Consider the following 16,638-nt stretch of genomic DNA (forward strand, 5'->3'; position numbering starts at 1 on the left):
TGCTCGACCGCCTCGACACCGACTACGTGGACGTGCTCTACATCCACCGCTGGGACGACGAGACGCCCACCCGCGAGATGATGAAGACGCTCAACGGCCTCGTCGAAGACGGGAAGGTCCACTACCTCGGCGCGTCGACGCTCCGACCGAACGCGTGGAAGGTGGCGAGAGCGAACGAAATCGCCCGTACCGAGGGCTGGGAGCCGTTCACGGTCGCACAGCCGCGGTACAACCTCGTCGACCGCGAAATCGAAGGGGATTACCTGGAGATGACCCGCTCGTACGGCATCGCGGTCTGCCCGTGGAGCCCGCTCGGACAGGGCTTTCTCACCGGAAAGTACACCCGCGAGGACGGTCTCACCGGCGAGTCCCGCGCCGCGGAGTCCAGCCGGTTCGAGGAGTCGTATCTGACCGAGGAGAACTTCGACGTGCACGACGAACTCGATGCGGTCGCCGAGGAAGTCGACGCGACGCCCGCGCAGACGGCGCTCGCGTGGCTCATGCACCGCGACGGCGTCACCGCGCCCATCGTCGGCGCTCGCACGGTCGAACAGCTGACCGAGAACCTCGAAGCCGCGACCATCGACCTCACGGACGAGCAGGTCGACCGCCTGACCGAGGCGAAGCCCGACCCCTACGCGGGGCTCTAAGGGTCTTTCCGGGGAGTGTTACACGCCCTCGCGAATCGTCTTGTAGAGGTGCGCGAGCGTCTTCATCCCCGGCGCGTTCCGTTCGAGGGAGTAGAAGGGGTGAAGTTCGGGGTTGAACTTCGCCTTGTATCGGTTGATGCGGCGGTTGTTCGCGCCGACGAGGTCGTAAGTCGTCCGCCCGCGGTCCATCGCATCGCGCATGATGCGCCAGTCCAGCAGGTCGTTGATGGCGAGGTCTGAGTCCACGTCGGCCCGGACCCCGCCCTGCCACCGCGACACCGTCCCATTGTAGTCGACGACGAGGATTCCGCCGGCGAACTCGCCGTCGATTCGGAGGGCGTAGGGGCGAATCTGTCCCTCGGGAAGGGTGGCGTAGAGGTCCCTGACGAACTCCGGCGACGACCGATAGGAGATGCCCTGCGCTTCGTAGCGCGAGGCGACCTGTTCGACGATGCGCTCGATTGCTTCGGGGCCGCCCTCCTCGATGGAGTACGCGTCGTCGGGCGCGTTCCGGATGTTCGACCGGGCGTCGCTGCTGAAGCTCATGAACACGTCGTCGACGCCGGGCGAGAGGTCGACGTGGTAGGTGTACTGCGGCGTTATCGCGTAGTCGTTCCACGAGAACGCCCTGAGGTCGTCGTACCGGCCGTCGAGTCGGATGTGGGCGTAGCGCGGCCGAATCTCGTCGCGGACCCATGCGAGACAGCCGTCGATGAACTCGTGGTGTCGGCCCTCGCGCTTTCGCTGTTTCATGTGGTCCATGTTCAGGAGGACCGGCCCGAGGTACGCGACGCGAAGCTCCGGCGGCGGCGAAAACACCGTCGCTATCGGCCCCTTGTTGATTCGGAACACCGGGAACAGTCCGACGACCTCCTCTCCTTTTCGTCCGACGAGCGGAACCAACTCCGCGCCGGCGTGCGCCGCCTGAATCTCCAGCGCGTCGTACTGATGGAACGCGTTGCCGTGCGGTGACTGTTCGACGAACGCGTCCCAACCGCGGACGTCGTCTCCAGTCGCCCGCCGAACCTCGATACTCATGAGTAAGGTGCCTGAACTGTCGCGTCACACCTCTTTGTTATGCGCCCGTTATGCGGGTGATTTGACCCGCTTTGGACGGCTCACAACCGCATCACGGCAGCCGTTAACGGCAAATTTCTGATAAGAACCCAACCAAGGTGCAAACGTTCGCCGGTCGGAAGTCGACGAGTCGGGAGGAAACCGTCAAAGCGGGGACTACCCTCGCGTTTGTAACGCCGGGTCGAAGCCACCGTTTTACGCGGTGAGACCGAACTTCGACTATGGTCGGCCTCTCCGAACGCGCCGCGTCGCTCGTCACGAGCGAACCGCTCATGGCGCATCTCGCGACCAGCGTCGACGACCGCCCCCACGTCGCGCCCGTCTGGTTCGACTACGCGGCCGACCGCGGGGTAATCGAGGTGCTCACCACGGGCCGAAAGCTCGAAAACATCCGCGAGAATCCGCGCGTCGCGCTCTCCATCCAGAAGGACGAGAAGGGACAGGCGCAATGGAAGGTGACGGTTCTCGGGACGGCCACCGTCGTCACCGACGACGACGCCCTGCGAGACGCCACGCGGCGAATCAACCGGAAATACGGGGCCGAGGAGTCGGCGTGGCCCGAAAACGAGTTGGTCCGCATCTCGGTGGGGACCGCGACGGTCAGCGAGTACTGAGACGGACAGCCGGAAGGGCCTGCGTCAGTGGGACGACGGTGTCTCAGTCGGACGACGGCGCGTCGGTTCGGCCGTCGTCGAACCGCCGAATCTCCCGCGAGAGCCGACCGAGGTCGAACCCGGCGTCCGCGAGTCTGGCGGCGACGAGCGCCGCCGCCGTCGACACCACGAACGCCCCGCCGAAGGAGGTGAGATACAGCGGGTCGGCGGCGGGGAGCAGGCCGCCGACGACCGGAATCGACGTGATGACGCCGCGGAGGTCGGGGAAGAACGCGAGGCCGACGGCGAGCCCGGTGAGACTGCTCGCGAGCGCGCCGAGCCCGGTGATTCGCGTCGAGTACAGCCCGTAGACGAGCGGGAAGGCGACGGCCGCGCCGAGCAGGTCGGCGAAGAAGAACAGTCGGAGGACGCTCTGGGCCCGGAGACTGACGTAAATCGCGGCGACCGCGACGGCGATGGTGAGCGCCCGCGACCCGAGGGCGAGGCGGCGGTCGCTCGGTTCCGCGAGCAGGCGGGCGAGGTCCGCGGTCACGAGGCTCGAAAGCGCGTTGAACAGCGTGTCGATGGAGCTCATCACGAGCAGGAGCGCGAGGAGGACCGCCGCGAGGACGAGCCACTCGGGGAACGCCTCGCCGAGGAGGACGAAGAAGGCGGCGTCGGCGTTGTAGCCCGCGCTCGCGGGGTCGGTGACGACGGCGGCGTTGCCGACCGCGACGACGCCGAAGAAGGCGGTGACGAACACGATGGCACCGTTGGCGAGCGCCGCGGTCCGGAAGCTTCGCCCGACCGTCTCCGACGAGTCGGCCGCGTAGATGCGTTGCCACCACGTCTGGTTGATGAGTTCCGCGCCGAGGATGGCGAACGCGAGCGCGAGACCGAACTGGAGGCCGGCGACCGCGCCGAGGTCGAGGAGCGCGGGGTTCGTCGCCGTGATACCGTCGATGGCGGCGGCGGGACCGCCGAGCGCGACGAGCGCGCCGACGAACGCGAGGAGGAGAAGCGGGATGACGATGACCGCTTGGACCGCGTCGGTCGCGATGCTGGCTCGGAGGCCGCCGTAACTCGTGTAGAGCAGGACGAAGCCGCCGACGAGGAGCGCGGTCTGCCACTGCGGGACGCCCGCGACGAGCGACAGCGCGCCAGCGATGCCGGTCAGTTCGGCGGCGAGGAAGATGAACATGTAGAGCGCGCTCACGACGAGGACGAAGGCGTACATCGCGGTCCCGTAGCGGGCGTGGGCGTACTCGGTCAGCGAGTGTCCCTCGGGGATGAGCTCCCGGATTCGCGGCCCGAGGCGGGCGTAGACGAGCATCGGGACGGCCTCGCCGACCGCGTAGCCGACGACGGCCGCGATACCGAAGCTCGCGCCCGCTTCGGGGGCCGAAAACAGCACCCAGACGCCCATGACGGACGCGACGAGCGTCGCCGTCGTCCGCCGGCTTCCCGCGGAGTCGCGGGCGGTGATGAGGTCCTCGACGGAGCCGACGCGGCCGCGGGAGAACCACACGCCGACGCCGGTAAACGCGACGAGCGTGGCGACGGTCAGCCCGAGCGCGACGGTCGAACTCACCATCGGCCGTCACCCGGTTGGGACGAACCTCGGCCCAGTTCGTACGCCTCGTCGAAGAACGCGACCTCCAGTTCGACCGTGCGACGGAACAGCTGTTCGAGCCGCCGTTGCCGACGCGGGGAGGCGGCCGCGCCCTCGCGGTCGAGTTCGGTCCGGAGCCACTCGACGAACGACGCGAAGTCGTCGACGGCGTGGAGGTCGACCCACTCGGAGAGGTAAAATCGAGACGGGGAGTCGTCAGCGTCGGCCGCGGCGGTCGCCCACGACAGGTAGACCCACTCGGCGGGGACGAGCACCGCCAGCGTCTCGGCGTACCCGCCCTGTCCCGCGGCGCGTTCGAGGAGGTCGATGAAGGCGCGCGTCGTCGGCGTCGTCTTCGGGTCCGAGTAGACCGATTCGGGCACGTCGAGCGCGTCGAACGCCCGCAGGAAGTAGTCGTCTTCGTCGTCGGTCAGAACGCCGAGAAACGAGACGAGTTCGGACTTCGACGCCATCGTCGGCGCGGTGCCGACGGCGTGACCGAAGACGCCGACGAGCGTCTCCACGAAGGCGTAGTCCTGCACGAGATACTGCCTGAACACGTCGTCCGCGAGTTCGTCGGCGGCGAGTTCCCGCGTCAGTCGGTGCGCGGTCGCGTCGTCCCACGACTCGCCCGCGCGCTCGCGGAGCCAGTCGGTAAAGCGCGGGTCCGACCGCGACGCGGCGAACTCGTCGTACGTCTCGGGGGCCGGCTGGCTCTCACCGGGCGAGCCGACCGAGTCCGACGGGTCGCCGTCGGTCATAGCGGCCACTCCTCTTGCCGCCACGCGGCGTCCCAAAACAGGTATTCGTACTGCGCCGACGTGCGGAACAGATTCCGGTAGCGCTCGCGGTCCGACTCGGTCGCGCTCGCAGCCACGTCGTCCATGAGCGCCTTACACCAGTCGGTGAGTTCGGTGAACTCGTCGCCGGCGTACATCTCGACCCACGCGGCGTACTGGTCGTGGTCCGGAACCCCCGCGTCCGCGAGGCGGCGTCCCGTCTCGTTGAACCCCCACATACAGGGGAGCAGGGCGGCGACGATATCACCGAACGAGCCGAGCGTCGCGGTGCGAACGAGGAAATCCGTGTATGCGCGGGTCGTCGGCGACGGCGTCGTGGCTTCGAGTTCGTTGGTGTCGATGCCGAACTCGGCGGCGTAGCTCCGGTGGAGGTCCATCTCCTCGTTGACGGTCGATTCGAGGAGGCTCGCGAACGTCCCCATCGAGTCGAGCGTCGGGGCCTTCGCGGCACCGAGCGCGAAGAGGCGACTGTACTCGACGAGGTAGACGTAGTCCTGCCGCACCCAGTAGCGGAACGGCTCCTCGTCGAGGCTCCCCTCCCCGAGTCGGACGACCATCGGGTGGTCGAGGATGGCCGACCAGAACTCGTCGGCCTCGTCGTGAATCGTGTCTGTGAACGCCATAGCGAGTAATCGAAGAAGACGCTGAAAAGAATTATGATGGGGTAGTATTCATTAGTTATTCGAGCGGGAGAGCGGGCGTCTCGGACCGTCGTATCGGATGTGTCTAGCGGGTTCGCCACCGTTCGACTGTTGCTAAGTCCGGACTGTTTTCCAAATCCGGGCTGTTGTCCAGTTTTGACTGTTGTCCGGTCGACGGTCGATTAGCCGCCTCGGTTGTCCAGTTGTCCGGTGGTTAACGGGGAGAAACGACCCCGGTAGTTTAAGGCGAACGAGTGTCAACGATTTCACAAGATGTCGCAGGTGAACGCCATCGGGTCCATCGAGATTCAGAACGTCGTCGCTTCGACGGAAGTCCCGGTCGAACTCGACCTCGAGCGACTCTCGCTCGACATGAACGGGACCGACTACGACCCCGAGAACTTCCCCGGACTCGTGTATCGGACTCGGAATCCCAAGTCGGCGTGTCTCGTCTTCCGGTCGGGCAAAGTCGTCTGCACCGGCGCGGACAGCGTCGACGACGTGAGTACGGCCATCGAAACGCTGTTCGACGAGTTCACCGAACTCGGAATCCCGATTCCCGACGATCCGGACATCACCGTCCAAAACATCGTTTCGAGCGCCGACCTCGGGGCGGCGCTCAACCTGAACGCGTTAGCCATCGGTCTCGGTCTCGAAGCCGTCGAGTACGAACCCGAGCAGTTCCCCGGACTCGTCTACCGCCTCGACGAACCGAGCGTCGTCGTCCTCATGTTCGGGAGCGGAAAAATCGTGATTACGGGGGCGAAGCGGGTTAGCGACGCCGAAACGGCCCTCGAAACCGTCGACGATGACGTTCGCGAACTCGGATTACTCGGGTGAGCACTCGTCGGGTACTCGGTCGGCGGTGAGCGATGGGGTGTCGTCTGACGTGTTGGCGTGGTTGGGGGCAGTGAACTGGAAGTCGGCAGGTCAGTCACGGATTCGTTGTTCGTTGTTTGTTATTGGATTTTGTTGTTTTGTTGTATTGAGTAGTAGAACTAGTAGTCTAGCTACTAGTGATAGTGTGATGTCGAGATACCATGACTACTCTTCGACTACTCTTCGAGGACCGGGTGTCACTCACGAGTAGACCATCTACCCTCGGGAACACACACACACCACCCTCGCGTTTGTAACGGCTACGCCAGTCCCTAGGGAGATTCGACACACCCCCCTCGCGTTTGTAAATCTAGGGGCAAAAGCAACCGATAACACCTTACCCGCTGACCCACCCCCCCACGCCGATTCGCGTTACATTCGCGAGGGTGGTGTGTCTGCACTGCCGCCTTCACCACTCGACGTTACAAACGCGACGGTACTCCCCCGTTCGATTACAAACGCGAGGGTGGTCTCTCGGAGGCCGAGTTACAAACGCGAGTGTACCCCCACCGACTGTGCTTCCTCGTGACCGCCTCGGCCGTTACAAACGCGAGGGTGGTGTCTGACGGTCTTACTTGCGCGATACTACTCGTTAATCGTCGAATCCAAAACCGGGTCCGAAGTGCCGTTCAAACGGCCGTATTTGTTGCTGTTACAAACGCGAGTCCACCCCTTCACATTTATTACGGGTGAGTATGAATACCGAACTCACATGACATCGGACGAGAGCGAGGGTGGGACTCGCGACCCGTTGTTCCGCTACGACCAACCCATCTTCGCGAACGAGGATATCCTCAAAATCTCTCATCTCCCCGGTCCCGACAAGATTGTCGGCCGCGACGAGCATATGTCGAAAGTCGCACAGGCGCTCAACCCCGCCATCTTCGGACGCGAACCGACCCATCTGTTCATCTTCGGCAAGACCGGGTCGGGAAAGACGCTCACCGCTCGCCTCGTGAGCGAGCGACTTCAGCACGAGGCGGTCCGCGAGGATGTCGACGTCCGCATCGCCGTCATCGACTGCGGCGAACAGCACACCGAGGCGTCGGTCATCAAGACGCTCGCCTCGCAGGTCAACGACCCGTCGAAAAGCGGGATGACGATTCCCGAGCGCGGGCTGTCGACCGGCGACTACTACAACCGCCTGTGGCAGGTGCTCGACACCTGCTCCGACGTGACCATCGTCATCCTCGACGAAATCGATATGCTCCGCGACGACGAGGTGCTCCGAAAGCTCTCGCGCGCGGGCGAGAATCAAAAGATAGTGGACTCGCGCATCGGCATTATCGGCATCTCGAACAAAATCGACTACCCCGAGGAACTCACGGAGCGCGTCAAATCGAGCTTCGCCCACGACGAACTCGTCTTCCCGTCGTACGACGCGAACCAACTCCGCGAAATCCTCGAAAACCGGAAGGACGCGTTCAAGCCCGGCGTCCTCACCGACGACGTGATTCCCCTCGCGAGCGCGCTCGCCGCCCAGGAACACGGCGACGCCCGGAAGGCCATCGACATCCTGCGCAACGCCGGCCGAATCGCGCGCAACGAGAGCGCCGAGACCGTCACCGACGACCACGTGCGGGCGGCCAAGGAGAAAAGCGAGGCCGACCGCTTCAGCGAACTCCTCGAAGGGACCGCCACGCAGTCGAAGGCCGTCCTCTACTCGCTGGTCCTCCAGACCGGCGGCCGGAAGACCGCCGAGATTACGACGAACAAGATTTACCGACAGTATCTCACCGTCGCCGACGACCTCGACATGGACCAACTCTCCGAGCGCCGCGTGCAGGAACTCCTGCAAGAACTCGACTTCCTCAACGTCATCCAGTCGGAGGTCCGCGGGCGCGGCCGCGGACAGGGCGTCCACGGGACCCACCGCCTGCTCGAAGACCCGGACATCGTCAAGCGAGTGCTCCTCCGGGACAGCCGTATCTCCACGCTCGAATAGCGACGCACGGCACGCGACGCCTGCGTCCGCACAGGTCTCCGATGCTGACGGCCGCGTCGGAAAAAAGCTACCGCACGAATCCTTAACACACGTCCGTCTCTGTCGATAGACGACCGAAACCATGGACGAAGAGTTACGCTCGTTGCTTACGAGTCTCGTCGAAATCGAGACCGAGAACCCGCCGGGGGACGAGGCGGCGGCGGCGCAGTTCGTGTCCGACTGGCTCGACTCCAGAGGCGTCTCTGCGACGCTCGTCGAGGAACCGTTCCCCGACCGACCGCAGGTCGCGGCCCGCGTCGGCGACGGCGAACCCTCGGTCGTCCTCAACGGCCACCTCGACGTGGTCCCGGCGGGCGACCGAGACCAGTGGACCCATCCACCGTACGACCCGACCGTCAGAGACGGCAGACTGTACGGTCGCGGGAGCGCGGACATGAAGTGCGGCGTCGCCCTCGCGATGCTCGCGACGGTCGAGTTCGCCGACGCGTTCGAGTCCGGAGCCCTCGACGGCTCGCTCGTGTTCCACGCCGCCGTCGGCGAGGAGACGGCCGAACCGGGGACGAAGACGCTCCTCGAACGCGGCTACGACGGCACCTACGGCGTCGTGCTCGAACCGACGGCGCTGCGGACCGCGACGAGCGCGAAGGGGCTCGGGTGGTACGAAATCTCCGTCGGCGGCGACCCGTCGCACGCGAGTCGGCCCGACGAGGGGGACAACGCGATTGGGAACGCCCGGCCCGTTCTCGACGCGCTCGAAGCGTACGACGAGGAGATTCGGGCGCGCGCCGACTCACTCGTCGGTCATCCGACCGCGACCGTCACGCGGTTCGAGGCGGGCACGAAGGAGAACGTCGTCCCGGAGGGCGCGACGATAACGGTCGACAGGCGGTTCGTCCCCGCGGAGACCGTCGAGGAAGTCGACGCCGAAATCGACGCGCTGCTCTCAGACGTGGCGGCCGAACACGACCTGAACGTCGAGTGGACGCGAACGCGAGTCTACGAATCGGCGGCGGTTCCGACCGACAGCGACATCGCGGCGCGCTTTCGGAACGCGGCCGCCGAGCGGGCGGATATCGACCCCGAACCGTGGGGGATTCGGGCGGCGACCGACGTTCGGAACCTCGTCAACGACGCCGGGATGGACGCGATTACGTGGGGGCCGGGGTCGATGGCGCAGGCCCACGCCTACGACGAGTACATCGAACTGTCGGAGGTCGAAGCGGGGTACGACATCCTCCGCACGGCGCTCCGCGGGCTGTTCGAGGCCGGCGGAGACTGACACCGACTGTCGGCTGACGGGCTGAAAAACGCGACGCCGCGTTCGGCTATTCGACGAGTTCTTCGAACCGCTCGACCGCGGCGCTCGCGACCGCCATGTCTTCGGACACTTCGCCGCCGCTGACGCCGACGGTCCCGACGAGTTCGCCGTCGACTTCGAGCGGATAGCCGCCGCCGAAGACGACGAGTCGATTCTCGTCCGTCGTCTGGAGCCCCCACAGCGACTCGCCGGGCTGGCTCCCCTCGGCCAGTTCGTGCGTGGGCATCTGCAGCGCGGCCGCCGTGTACGCCTTGTTCCGAGAGATGTTGACGCTCGCCAGCCACGCGTCGTCCATTCGGTGCTGTGCGATGAGGTTACCCTCCGGGTTCGCGACCGTAATCACCATTCGCAGCCCCATCGACTCGGCCTCCGCTTCCGCCGCTTCGATGAGTGTCTTCGCCGTCTCGAGATTGATTGTATCGGACATATCGCTTCGTCGAAACCGGTCTCGACGGCCCTACTTATACGTGCGCCGCGGGTCTCGGACGAGCCGCCGATTTCGCTCCTCTCTCCCGATTTCGGGCGTCTGAGTGACCCTCGAACGACGCTGACGAGAGAACAACAAATATTGGTGTTCTTATACTTCTTGTCAACCCTCGGAATCGGGTCGAAGACGCATCGAGAAGACGGTCGGTTCGAGGCGAACCGACCCGGTAGCCGGTCAGTCGTACAGCGGATACTCGGCGGTCAGTTCGTCGACCTTCTGGTCGACGAACCCCTTGACCGACTCGTCGTGCGGCGCGTCGACGATTTCGTAGATGAGGTCCGCGACGGTCCGGCAGGCCTCCTCGTCGAAGCCGCGGGTCGTCAACGCGGGCGTGCCGGCGCGAATCCCGCTCGGGTTGAACGCCGAACGACTCTCGCCGGGAACCGTGTTGGCGTTGAGGACGATACCGACCTCTTCGAGCGCCGCTTCCACGTCCTTGCCCGTCGTGTCCGGGTGCGACGGCCGGAGGTCGACAAGAACTAAGTGCGTGTCAGTCCCCCCGGAGACGAGTTCGAGGCCGCGTTCCTGTAACCGCTCGCCGAGGGCGGCGGCGTTATCGACGACCTGCGAGGCGTACTCCTCGAACTCGGGGGTCAGCGCCTCTCCGAAGCCGACGGCTTTCCCGGCGACGTTGTGCAGTATCGGTCCGCCTTGGAGGCCGGGGAAGACCGCGGAATCGACGTCGTCGGCGTGTTCCTCGTCGCACATGATGATGCCGCCGCGACCCGACCGAATCGTCTTGTGGGTCGAGCCGGTGACGAAGTCCGCGGTGCCGACGGGCGACGAGTGTTCGCCCGCGGCGACGAGGCCCGTGATGTGGGCGATGTCGGCGAGGTGGTACGCGCCGACCGAGTCGGCCGCGGCCTGTACGCGCTCCCACTCGACCTCCCGCGGGTACGCGGAGTAGCCCGAGATGATGATGTCCGGGTCGAACTCCTCGGCTTTCGCGGCGAGTTGGTCGTAGTCGACGTAGCCGGTCTCGGCGTCGACCTCGTACTGTTCGACCTCGTAGGTCTTCCCCGCGACGTTCACCGGGTGGCCGTGGCTCAGGTGGCCGCCGTGGGTCAAATCCAGCGAGAGAATCTTGTCGCCGGGTTCGAGCACGGCGAGGAACACGCCCATGTTCGCCTGCGAGCCCGAGTGCGGTTGGACGTTGACGTGGTCGGCGCCCCAGAGCTCCTTGGCGCGGTCGATGGCGAGCTGTTCGACCTCGTCGGCGTACTCACAGCCGCCGTAGTACCGGCTTCCCGGGTAGCCCTCGGCGTAGTTGTTCGTCAGTTCCGAGCTTTGGGCCTCCATGACCGCCTCGCTGACGTGGTTCTCGCTCGCTATCATGGCGAGCGTGTCGTTCTGTCGCTCGCGTTCGCCCGCCAGCGCGTCGGCGACGGCCGGGTCGGTCTCTCGAACGGTGTCGTAAGGCATCGTGGGTGCATCTCGACTCTGCGGTATAACGCTTCGCCGTCCCCCGAGACGGGGGCGGCACGCCGCACCAGAACCACAACGTGACAGGACGCGCACGTTCTGTGTTCGGGTCGATAAGCGCGGTGAGTGCCGCTTGGATATCTTCGAAAGATACCCTGAACTGGGTTCGCTCACGGTCGAAATCGACGTATTACGTGTTCAGTTCTCACCGAGACGAGTACCCACCGTCGATAGCTCTATATTGGAACTTCGTCACGTTTCTCACACACCGTGCTAAGAACTATCACAGACTACGGAACGTCCCGGAACCGAGGGGACACGCGCCCGCCCCGGCGAGCCGTTCGGCCGACCGCCGAGGTGAGCCGCCGATGAGTGGGGTCGAGTCCCTCCCGGTGCAGTACAGCGATATCGAGCGCGCGAGCGAGCGACTCGAAAACGACCGCGTCGTCAAGCGGACGCCGATAGAGCGGAGCACCTCGCTCGGTGACCTCGTCGGCGCGGACGTCTACCTGAAGATGGAACACCTCCAGTGGACGGGGTCGTTCAAGACGCGGGGCGCGTACAACAAGATTCGACAGGATACCGACCGCGGCACCGACGAGTTCGTGGCCGCGAGCGCCGGCAACCACGCGCAGGGCGTCGCGCTCGCGGCAACCGAGTGCGGGGCCGACTCCACGGTCGTGATGCCGGAGAACGCTCCGCAGACGAAAATCGATGCGACGCGCGACTACGGCGCGGAAGTCGAACTCGTCGGCGAGGACTTCCAGGAGACGATGGCGTACGCCCAGTCGCTCGCCGAGGAATCGGACGCCGAGTTCGTCCACGCGTACGACGACTGCGACATCGTCGCCGGACAGGGAACGCTCGGCGTCGAGATGTACCGCGACCTCCCCGAGATGGACACCGTGGTCGTCCCCATCGGCGGCGGGGGGCTCATCTCGGGCATCGCCACCGCAATCAAGCACCACGACCCCGAGATTCGCGTCGTCGGCGTGCAGGCCGAGGGCGCGGAGACGGTCCACGAGAGCCTCGACAAGGGCGTTCCCGTCACGCTCGACGACACCAACACCATCGCGGACGGCATCGCCACCGGCGGCATCTCCGAGTTGACGCTCCGAACCATCGAGGAACACGTCGACGAGGTCGTCACGGTCTCCGACGGGGAAATCGCGGAGGCAATTCTGCTGTTGCTCGAACGCGCCAAGCAGGTCGTCGAGGGTGCCGGTGCGGCTTCCGTCGCCGCCATACTGAGCGACGACCTCGACGTCGAGGGCGAGACCGTCATGCCGCTTCTCTGCGGGGGCAATCTGGACATGACGATGCTCCAGACGGTGCTCGTCCACGCGCTGACCAGCCGTCGCCAGACGCTCCGTCTCCGGGTTCGAATCCGGGACGAACCCGGCGAGATGGCGCGACTCTCCCGGCTCATCGCCGACCGCGACGCGAACATTCACGACGTTCGCCACGTCCGCGCCGTCGACACCCTCGACGTCGGCGAGGCCCACCTCCTGTTCCGCATCGAGACCAAGGGGGCCGAACACGCGGCGGCCGTCGTGGACACGATAGAGGACGCGGGCTACGCGGTCGACGACGTTTCGGAGCCGAGCTAGCGCCCGGTTCCCCGGTCTCGACCGTTCTCGCAGCCGAATCTCGAATGCCTCTCAATTTGACACGACGTGTGAGACGCGGCGGGACGCGGCTTGAACGACGAACGCGCTGATGTCCTCTCCGCGAAGCGACTCACCGATACCGACGACGCGTCCGCTACGTCTCTCCGGCCGACTGTCGGATGCGCGCCACGACGTCTTCCCGACTCACGTCCGGGTCGTCGTCGGTCGTGAGTCGGCCCATCACGAATTCGAGCAGGTCGAGGTCTTGGAGCAGGTCGAGCGCGTCCATGCGTTCGAGGTCGAGCGCCTTGCCGAACTCGTAGACGGTCTTGGCGTCGTTGGCGGCGTCGGCGAGTTGGTCGATTGTGACGGACTCGGGGAGGCCGATGCCGTCGGCGAGCGCCTCGGGCGACCCGTCGCCGTTCGTCGCGGGTGCCGGTGGTCGCTCGACGCCCGTCGGGTCGCCGGCGAGCGACGTTTCGTACGACGACGGTTCGTGGACGCCTTGGTCGATCATGTACCTGCGGACCGTCTCGTCCGTCACGTCCATCTCGAAGGCGTCGGCCATCCGCTCGAACGTCTCGTACCGCGCGTACACGGCTTCGAGGTACGTCGTGTCTTCGAACGCCGGCACGTTCGGGTTCCGAACGGCTCCGGGCGGTTCGGCATCGGCGTCGTCGTCGGCTGTCTCGGTTGCACTCGTCGTCGGCGCATCGGTCGCGACCGTGACGACGACCGCCGGGTCGCCGTCGAGCGAGACGTCCGCGGCGTCGACGGCGACGTGCTCGCGGTCGCTCGGCAGCACGTCGTCGACGCCGAGCGTGAGCCCAATCGACCCGTCGGAGTCGAGCGACGCCCCTCGGATTCGAACGGGGATGTCGCCGTCGGCGTCCGACGAGAGCGCGAACTCGACATCCGCGGACGCGCCCGAGTCCGTGACCGTCACGGACGACTCGCGGACGCTCGCGGCGTCCGTCCGCTCGCACTCTTCGAGGAATTCGCCCAGCCGCCGAAGCGATGTACCCACGCTCATTGTCCGTTTCGACGGACGCGCCGAGACTCCCTGAAAAGCGGTGTGGAATACTGAGTCAGTTTATATAGCCCCACAGAATATGCGGCGAAAACTATAAACAAAAATCTAATGTTCACACTATCATATCGTGCCCACGAGAAACGCTTCTGTCGCGAGCGTCGACGCGAGTTCGCGACTTTCAACCGAACCGGCAGTCCGGTTTCCCCGGTGTCGAATCTCTGTATCCACGAGGTGAAGACACGATGAGTCTGATAACCGTTGCCGACATCGCGCACGACGACCTCGCGCTGACGCCGACGATTCAGTCGGAGGCCGCGAGCGAGATAGACGTCATCTCTCAATCCGCGACCGACCCCGAGACCGGCCTGTTTTTTTTCGTCGTGAAGGGCGCGGACGTCTCGGCGTTCGAAGCGGCGCTGGAGGTCGACCACACGGTCAGCGACTGGCAGCTCGTCTCCGAGCGGGAGGAGTCGGCGGTGTATCGCATCGGACACACGCCCGACACGATTCTCCTCTCGCCTATCATCACGGAACTCGGCGGGCTCATGCTCGACGCGTGCAGCAACGACACGGCGGGGTGGCGGGTCCGGCTCCAGCTTTCGGACCGCGAGGCGCTCTCGGAGGTGTGGGAGTACTGCGAGGCGAACGACATCTCCTTCGAGCTGAACCGGATGTTCCGACAGGACGGCTGGATGAACGGCGAGCCGAGCAAGCTGACCGACGCCCAGCGCGACGCGCTCGTCGCCGCCTACGAACACGGCTACTTCGAGGAGCCGCGAGAGGCGGCGCTAGACGACCTCTCCGAAGTACTCGACATCTCGCCGACGGCCGTCAGCGGACGCATCAGGCGGGGGACCGCGGAGCTGGTCGAGTCGATTCTCCTCGACGAGTGACGGAATAACCCCCCGAAGAAAGGCGGGAGTCAGACCGCGAGGACGTAGTCGTCCTGCGGTTCGTAGATTTCGCCGCTCATCCGCAGGTCGCGGACGGCGTCGAGCGTTTCTCCGATGGCGACGCCGTTGTCCGCGAGCGCCGCGGCGAGCCGCCCGAGTTCGACGCCGTCGGGGTGGTCCTCACCGAGTTCGGTGAGCGCCGTTTTCACGTCGTCGCTCTCGACGTCGACGTCGAACGCGACGCGTTCCCACTCGATGTCGTGGCCGGTGACGTTCGCGTGTCGCCGGTACAGGTCGACGGCGTCGTTCGGCTCCGTGACGGAGACGTGGAGGTCGCACGCCGGGCAGGTGACGACGCCGGCGCGTGGTTTTTCGGCTAGTTTGGCACTCTCGTCGTCAGGCATTGTACGCGTCCTGTGCGAGGCGGTGCAGTTTGTGGACGGTGTGTTCGTTCGGACCGAGCTGTGCCTGCCCGAGCGCGCCGGACGTGAGCCCCTCGTACTGGCGTTCGACGAGTTCGAAGTCCTCTTCTTGGAGCTGCCGGCTCGTCTGGACGAACTTCTCCTCTTCTTCCGACAGCTCGGAGTCGCGGAAGTAGTAGTCCGCGATGAGCTGGAAGCGCCCCTCGTCGATGGGGTCGATGATGTACGTGCCGTAGCCGTCGGCGGTGCCGTACATGTTGACCGTGAAGTTCGGCCAGAAGTAGTAGAACTTGGCCTCGTGTTCGGGGTGGATGCGCATCTCGTCGTCGACGTCCTCTTTGTGCTTGTAGTGAAGCACCCAGTGGTAGTCGTTGACTTCGAGTTCGGACTCCATGAGTTCGAGTCCCTGCACCCAGTCTTGGTGGTTCGCCTGACAGTGGTCGCACTCCGAGTAGTTCCCGCTGAACGTCTTCCAGTTGCACTCGACTTCGGAGACGTAGCGCCGGGCGTGTTCGTACTCACCGAGCGGCAGGTCTTCGAGTTCCGTCTTCATCTTCCCGGCCTGTTCGGCAAGCGAGAGGCTCGGTTCGTCCTCGAAGTTGACGAACACGAGCGGCCCGATGGCGTCGGTGTTGACCTCCATGAGGCCGTTTTCTTCGGGGTCGAGTTCGCTGACGGCGTCGTCGTCGAGGTCGGGGTTCAGACTCGCCTCCTCGAAGCTCTTGGGGGTGCTCTGGAGCGACCCGTCGAGTTCGTACGCCCAGAGGTGGTACGGGCAGGTGATGCGGTTGAGGCTGCCGGGGTCGGTCATCGGCGTGTCGTCGAGCATCTTCGACCCGCGGTGGGCACAGACGTTGTAGAACGCCCGCACGTCGCCCTCGCCGTCGCGGGTGACGATTATCTGCTTGTCACCGATGGTTCGCGTGAAGTAGTCGCCCGCGTCCGGGATGTGGGTCTCGTGGCCCGCGTAGACCCAGTACCGACCGAACACTTTCTCCTTTTCCATCTCGTGGACTTCCGGGTCGGTGAAATACCTCGCCGGCAGCGCGTTCGTTTCCGCGGTGATGTCGGCACTCACCGCACCGATTTCGTCACGATTGTTGTTCCACCGTGTCATGGGAGGAAGAAACACACATCTGTGGAAAAGGATTCGTCGGAAATAGTGGACCCGTATAAGTGGCGGTGGATATCCGCGAGCGGCCGCCGTCCGGCCGCGAGCGCCGCTCTCAGCGGGCCGAGCGTCGTTCCTCGGAAAA

The 16,638-nt window shown here is 65.2% G+C and carries 16 protein-coding genes; 7 read left to right on the forward strand and 9 right to left on the reverse strand.

What is annotated here, in order from left to right; all coding sequences use genetic code 11:
• Nucleotides 1–650: aldo/keto reductase (locus C458_RS02775; RefSeq protein WP_008573015.1), on the forward strand; the 650-nt coding region annotated here is incomplete at its 5' end.
• An 18-nt stretch (nucleotides 651–668) separates the two neighbouring features.
• Here the strand turns inward: C458_RS02775 and C458_RS02780 are convergent.
• Complete coding sequence (locus tag C458_RS02780; protein ID WP_008573016.1) at nucleotides 669–1,688, reverse strand: GNAT family N-acetyltransferase; 1,020 nt, start codon at nucleotides 1,686–1,688, stop codon at nucleotides 669–671.
• Nucleotides 1,689–1,948: 260 nt separating this feature from the next.
• Between C458_RS02780 and C458_RS02785 the strand changes: the two genes are divergently transcribed.
• A complete protein-coding gene (locus C458_RS02785; protein WP_008573017.1) occupies nucleotides 1,949–2,341 on the forward strand; it encodes a pyridoxamine 5'-phosphate oxidase family protein in 393 nt (130 codons plus the stop codon).
• A 43-nt stretch (nucleotides 2,342–2,384) separates the two neighbouring features.
• Here C458_RS02785 and C458_RS02790 read toward each other — a convergent pair whose 3' ends face one another.
• Genes C458_RS02790 through tenA form a run of 3 tightly spaced genes read right to left on the reverse strand, consistent with a single transcriptional unit; the run spans nucleotide 2,385 to nucleotide 5,355 of the window.
• Nucleotides 2,385–3,914 (reverse strand): sodium:solute symporter, encoded by a 1,530-nt coding sequence (locus tag C458_RS02790; RefSeq protein ID WP_008573019.1) that lies wholly within the window; start codon nucleotides 3,912–3,914, stop codon nucleotides 2,385–2,387.
• Nucleotides 3,908–4,693 (reverse strand): TenA family protein, encoded by a 786-nt coding sequence (locus C458_RS02795; RefSeq protein WP_008578648.1) that lies wholly within the window; start codon nucleotides 4,691–4,693, stop codon nucleotides 3,908–3,910. Before C458_RS02795 ends, C458_RS02790 begins: the two co-directional genes overlap by 7 nt.
• Nucleotides 4,690–5,355, reverse strand: a complete 666-nt coding sequence (gene tenA, locus C458_RS02800) for a thiaminase II (protein WP_008573021.1) — start codon at nucleotides 5,353–5,355, stop codon at nucleotides 4,690–4,692. Before tenA ends, C458_RS02795 begins: the two co-directional genes overlap by 4 nt.
• A 291-nt stretch (nucleotides 5,356–5,646) precedes the next feature.
• On the opposite strand from tenA, the gene C458_RS02805 reads away from it, so the two are divergent.
• The 3 genes from C458_RS02805 to C458_RS02815 all read left to right on the forward strand — a co-directional run bounded on the left by C458_RS02805 (nucleotide 5,647) and on the right by C458_RS02815 (nucleotide 9,476).
• Nucleotides 5,647–6,213, forward strand: a complete 567-nt coding sequence (locus C458_RS02805) for a TATA-box-binding protein (protein WP_008573022.1) — start codon at nucleotides 5,647–5,649, stop codon at nucleotides 6,211–6,213.
• A 751-nt stretch (nucleotides 6,214–6,964) separates the two neighbouring features.
• A complete protein-coding gene (locus C458_RS02810; RefSeq protein WP_004041152.1) occupies nucleotides 6,965–8,197 on the forward strand; it encodes a Cdc6/Cdc18 family protein in 1,233 nt (410 codons plus the stop codon).
• A 121-nt stretch (nucleotides 8,198–8,318) separates the two neighbouring features.
• Nucleotides 8,319–9,476 carry a M20 family metallopeptidase gene (locus C458_RS02815; RefSeq protein WP_008573023.1) on the forward strand — a complete coding sequence of 386 codons (1,158 nt, stop codon included), beginning with the start codon at nucleotides 8,319–8,321 and terminating at the stop codon, nucleotides 9,474–9,476.
• 46 nt (nucleotides 9,477–9,522) lie between these two features.
• Here the strand turns inward: C458_RS02815 and C458_RS02820 are convergent, their stop codons facing one another.
• Both C458_RS02820 and glyA read right to left on the reverse strand, forming a co-directional pair.
• Nucleotides 9,523–9,942: a heme-binding protein gene (locus tag C458_RS02820; RefSeq protein ID WP_008573024.1), complete on the reverse strand. Its 420-nt coding sequence runs from the start codon at nucleotides 9,940–9,942 to the stop codon at nucleotides 9,523–9,525.
• Between the two features lie 234 nt (nucleotides 9,943–10,176).
• A complete protein-coding gene (glyA, locus tag C458_RS02825) occupies nucleotides 10,177–11,424 on the reverse strand; it encodes a serine hydroxymethyltransferase (RefSeq protein ID WP_008573025.1) in 1,248 nt (415 codons plus the stop codon).
• Between the two features lie 368 nt (nucleotides 11,425–11,792).
• Between glyA and ilvA the strand changes: the two genes are divergently transcribed.
• Nucleotides 11,793–13,034 (forward strand): threonine ammonia-lyase, encoded by a 1,242-nt coding sequence (gene ilvA, locus C458_RS02830; protein WP_008573026.1) that lies wholly within the window; start codon nucleotides 11,793–11,795, stop codon nucleotides 13,032–13,034.
• A 154-nt stretch (nucleotides 13,035–13,188) separates the two neighbouring features.
• Here the strand turns inward: ilvA and C458_RS02835 are convergent, their stop codons facing one another.
• Nucleotides 13,189–14,067, reverse strand: a complete 879-nt coding sequence (locus C458_RS02835; RefSeq protein WP_008573028.1) for a hypothetical protein — start codon at nucleotides 14,065–14,067, stop codon at nucleotides 13,189–13,191.
• Nucleotides 14,068–14,309: 242 nt separating this feature from the next.
• On the opposite strand from C458_RS02835, the gene C458_RS02840 reads away from it, so the two are divergent.
• On the forward strand, nucleotides 14,310–14,960 hold the full coding sequence (locus tag C458_RS02840) for a helix-turn-helix domain-containing protein (protein ID WP_004061817.1): 651 nt from the start codon (nucleotides 14,310–14,312) through the stop codon (nucleotides 14,958–14,960).
• A 29-nt stretch (nucleotides 14,961–14,989) separates the two neighbouring features.
• Here the strand turns inward: C458_RS02840 and C458_RS02845 are convergent, their stop codons facing one another.
• On the reverse strand, nucleotides 14,990–15,364 hold the full coding sequence (locus tag C458_RS02845) for a hypothetical protein (RefSeq protein ID WP_008573031.1): 375 nt from the start codon (nucleotides 15,362–15,364) through the stop codon (nucleotides 14,990–14,992).
• Complete coding sequence (locus C458_RS02850; RefSeq protein WP_008573032.1) at nucleotides 15,357–16,499, reverse strand: aromatic ring-hydroxylating dioxygenase subunit alpha; 1,143 nt, start codon at nucleotides 16,497–16,499, stop codon at nucleotides 15,357–15,359. Before C458_RS02850 ends, C458_RS02845 begins: the two co-directional genes overlap by 8 nt.
• Nucleotides 16,500–16,638: the final 139 nt, after the last annotated feature.

The organism is Haloferax sp. ATCC BAA-644, assembly GCF_000336975.1.
Taxonomy (GTDB): domain Archaea; phylum Halobacteriota; class Halobacteria; order Halobacteriales; family Haloferacaceae; genus Haloferax; species Haloferax volcanii.

What these genes read in the sequence shown, in the direction of transcription:
- C458_RS02780 (WP_008573016.1), bottom strand. Translation starts at nt 1,688, where the DNA reads ATGAGTATCGAGGTTCGGCGGGCGACTGGAGACGACGTCCGCGGTTGG.
- C458_RS02785 (WP_008573017.1), top strand. Translation starts at nt 1,949, where the DNA reads ATGGTCGGCCTCTCCGAACGCGCCGCGTCGCTCGTCACGAGCGAACCG.
- C458_RS02790 (WP_008573019.1), bottom strand. Translation starts at nt 3,914, where the DNA reads ATGGTGAGTTCGACCGTCGCGCTCGGGCTGACCGTCGCCACGCTCGTC.
- C458_RS02795 (WP_008578648.1), bottom strand. Translation starts at nt 4,693, where the DNA reads ATGACCGACGGCGACCCGTCGGACTCGGTCGGCTCGCCCGGTGAGAGC.
- tenA (WP_008573021.1), bottom strand. Translation starts at nt 5,355, where the DNA reads ATGGCGTTCACAGACACGATTCACGACGAGGCCGACGAGTTCTGGTCG.
- C458_RS02805 (WP_008573022.1), top strand. Translation starts at nt 5,647, where the DNA reads ATGTCGCAGGTGAACGCCATCGGGTCCATCGAGATTCAGAACGTCGTC.
- C458_RS02810 (WP_004041152.1), top strand. Translation starts at nt 6,965, where the DNA reads ATGACATCGGACGAGAGCGAGGGTGGGACTCGCGACCCGTTGTTCCGC.
- C458_RS02815 (WP_008573023.1), top strand. Translation starts at nt 8,319, where the DNA reads ATGGACGAAGAGTTACGCTCGTTGCTTACGAGTCTCGTCGAAATCGAG.
- C458_RS02820 (WP_008573024.1), bottom strand. Translation starts at nt 9,942, where the DNA reads ATGTCCGATACAATCAATCTCGAGACGGCGAAGACACTCATCGAAGCG.
- glyA (WP_008573025.1), bottom strand. Translation starts at nt 11,424, where the DNA reads ATGCCTTACGACACCGTTCGAGAGACCGACCCGGCCGTCGCCGACGCG.
- ilvA (WP_008573026.1), top strand. Translation starts at nt 11,793, where the DNA reads ATGAGTGGGGTCGAGTCCCTCCCGGTGCAGTACAGCGATATCGAGCGC.
- C458_RS02835 (WP_008573028.1), bottom strand. Translation starts at nt 14,067, where the DNA reads ATGAGCGTGGGTACATCGCTTCGGCGGCTGGGCGAATTCCTCGAAGAG.
- C458_RS02840 (WP_004061817.1), top strand. Translation starts at nt 14,310, where the DNA reads ATGAGTCTGATAACCGTTGCCGACATCGCGCACGACGACCTCGCGCTG.
- C458_RS02845 (WP_008573031.1), bottom strand. Translation starts at nt 15,364, where the DNA reads ATGCCTGACGACGAGAGTGCCAAACTAGCCGAAAAACCACGCGCCGGC.
- C458_RS02850 (WP_008573032.1), bottom strand. Translation starts at nt 16,499, where the DNA reads ATGACACGGTGGAACAACAATCGTGACGAAATCGGTGCGGTGAGTGCC.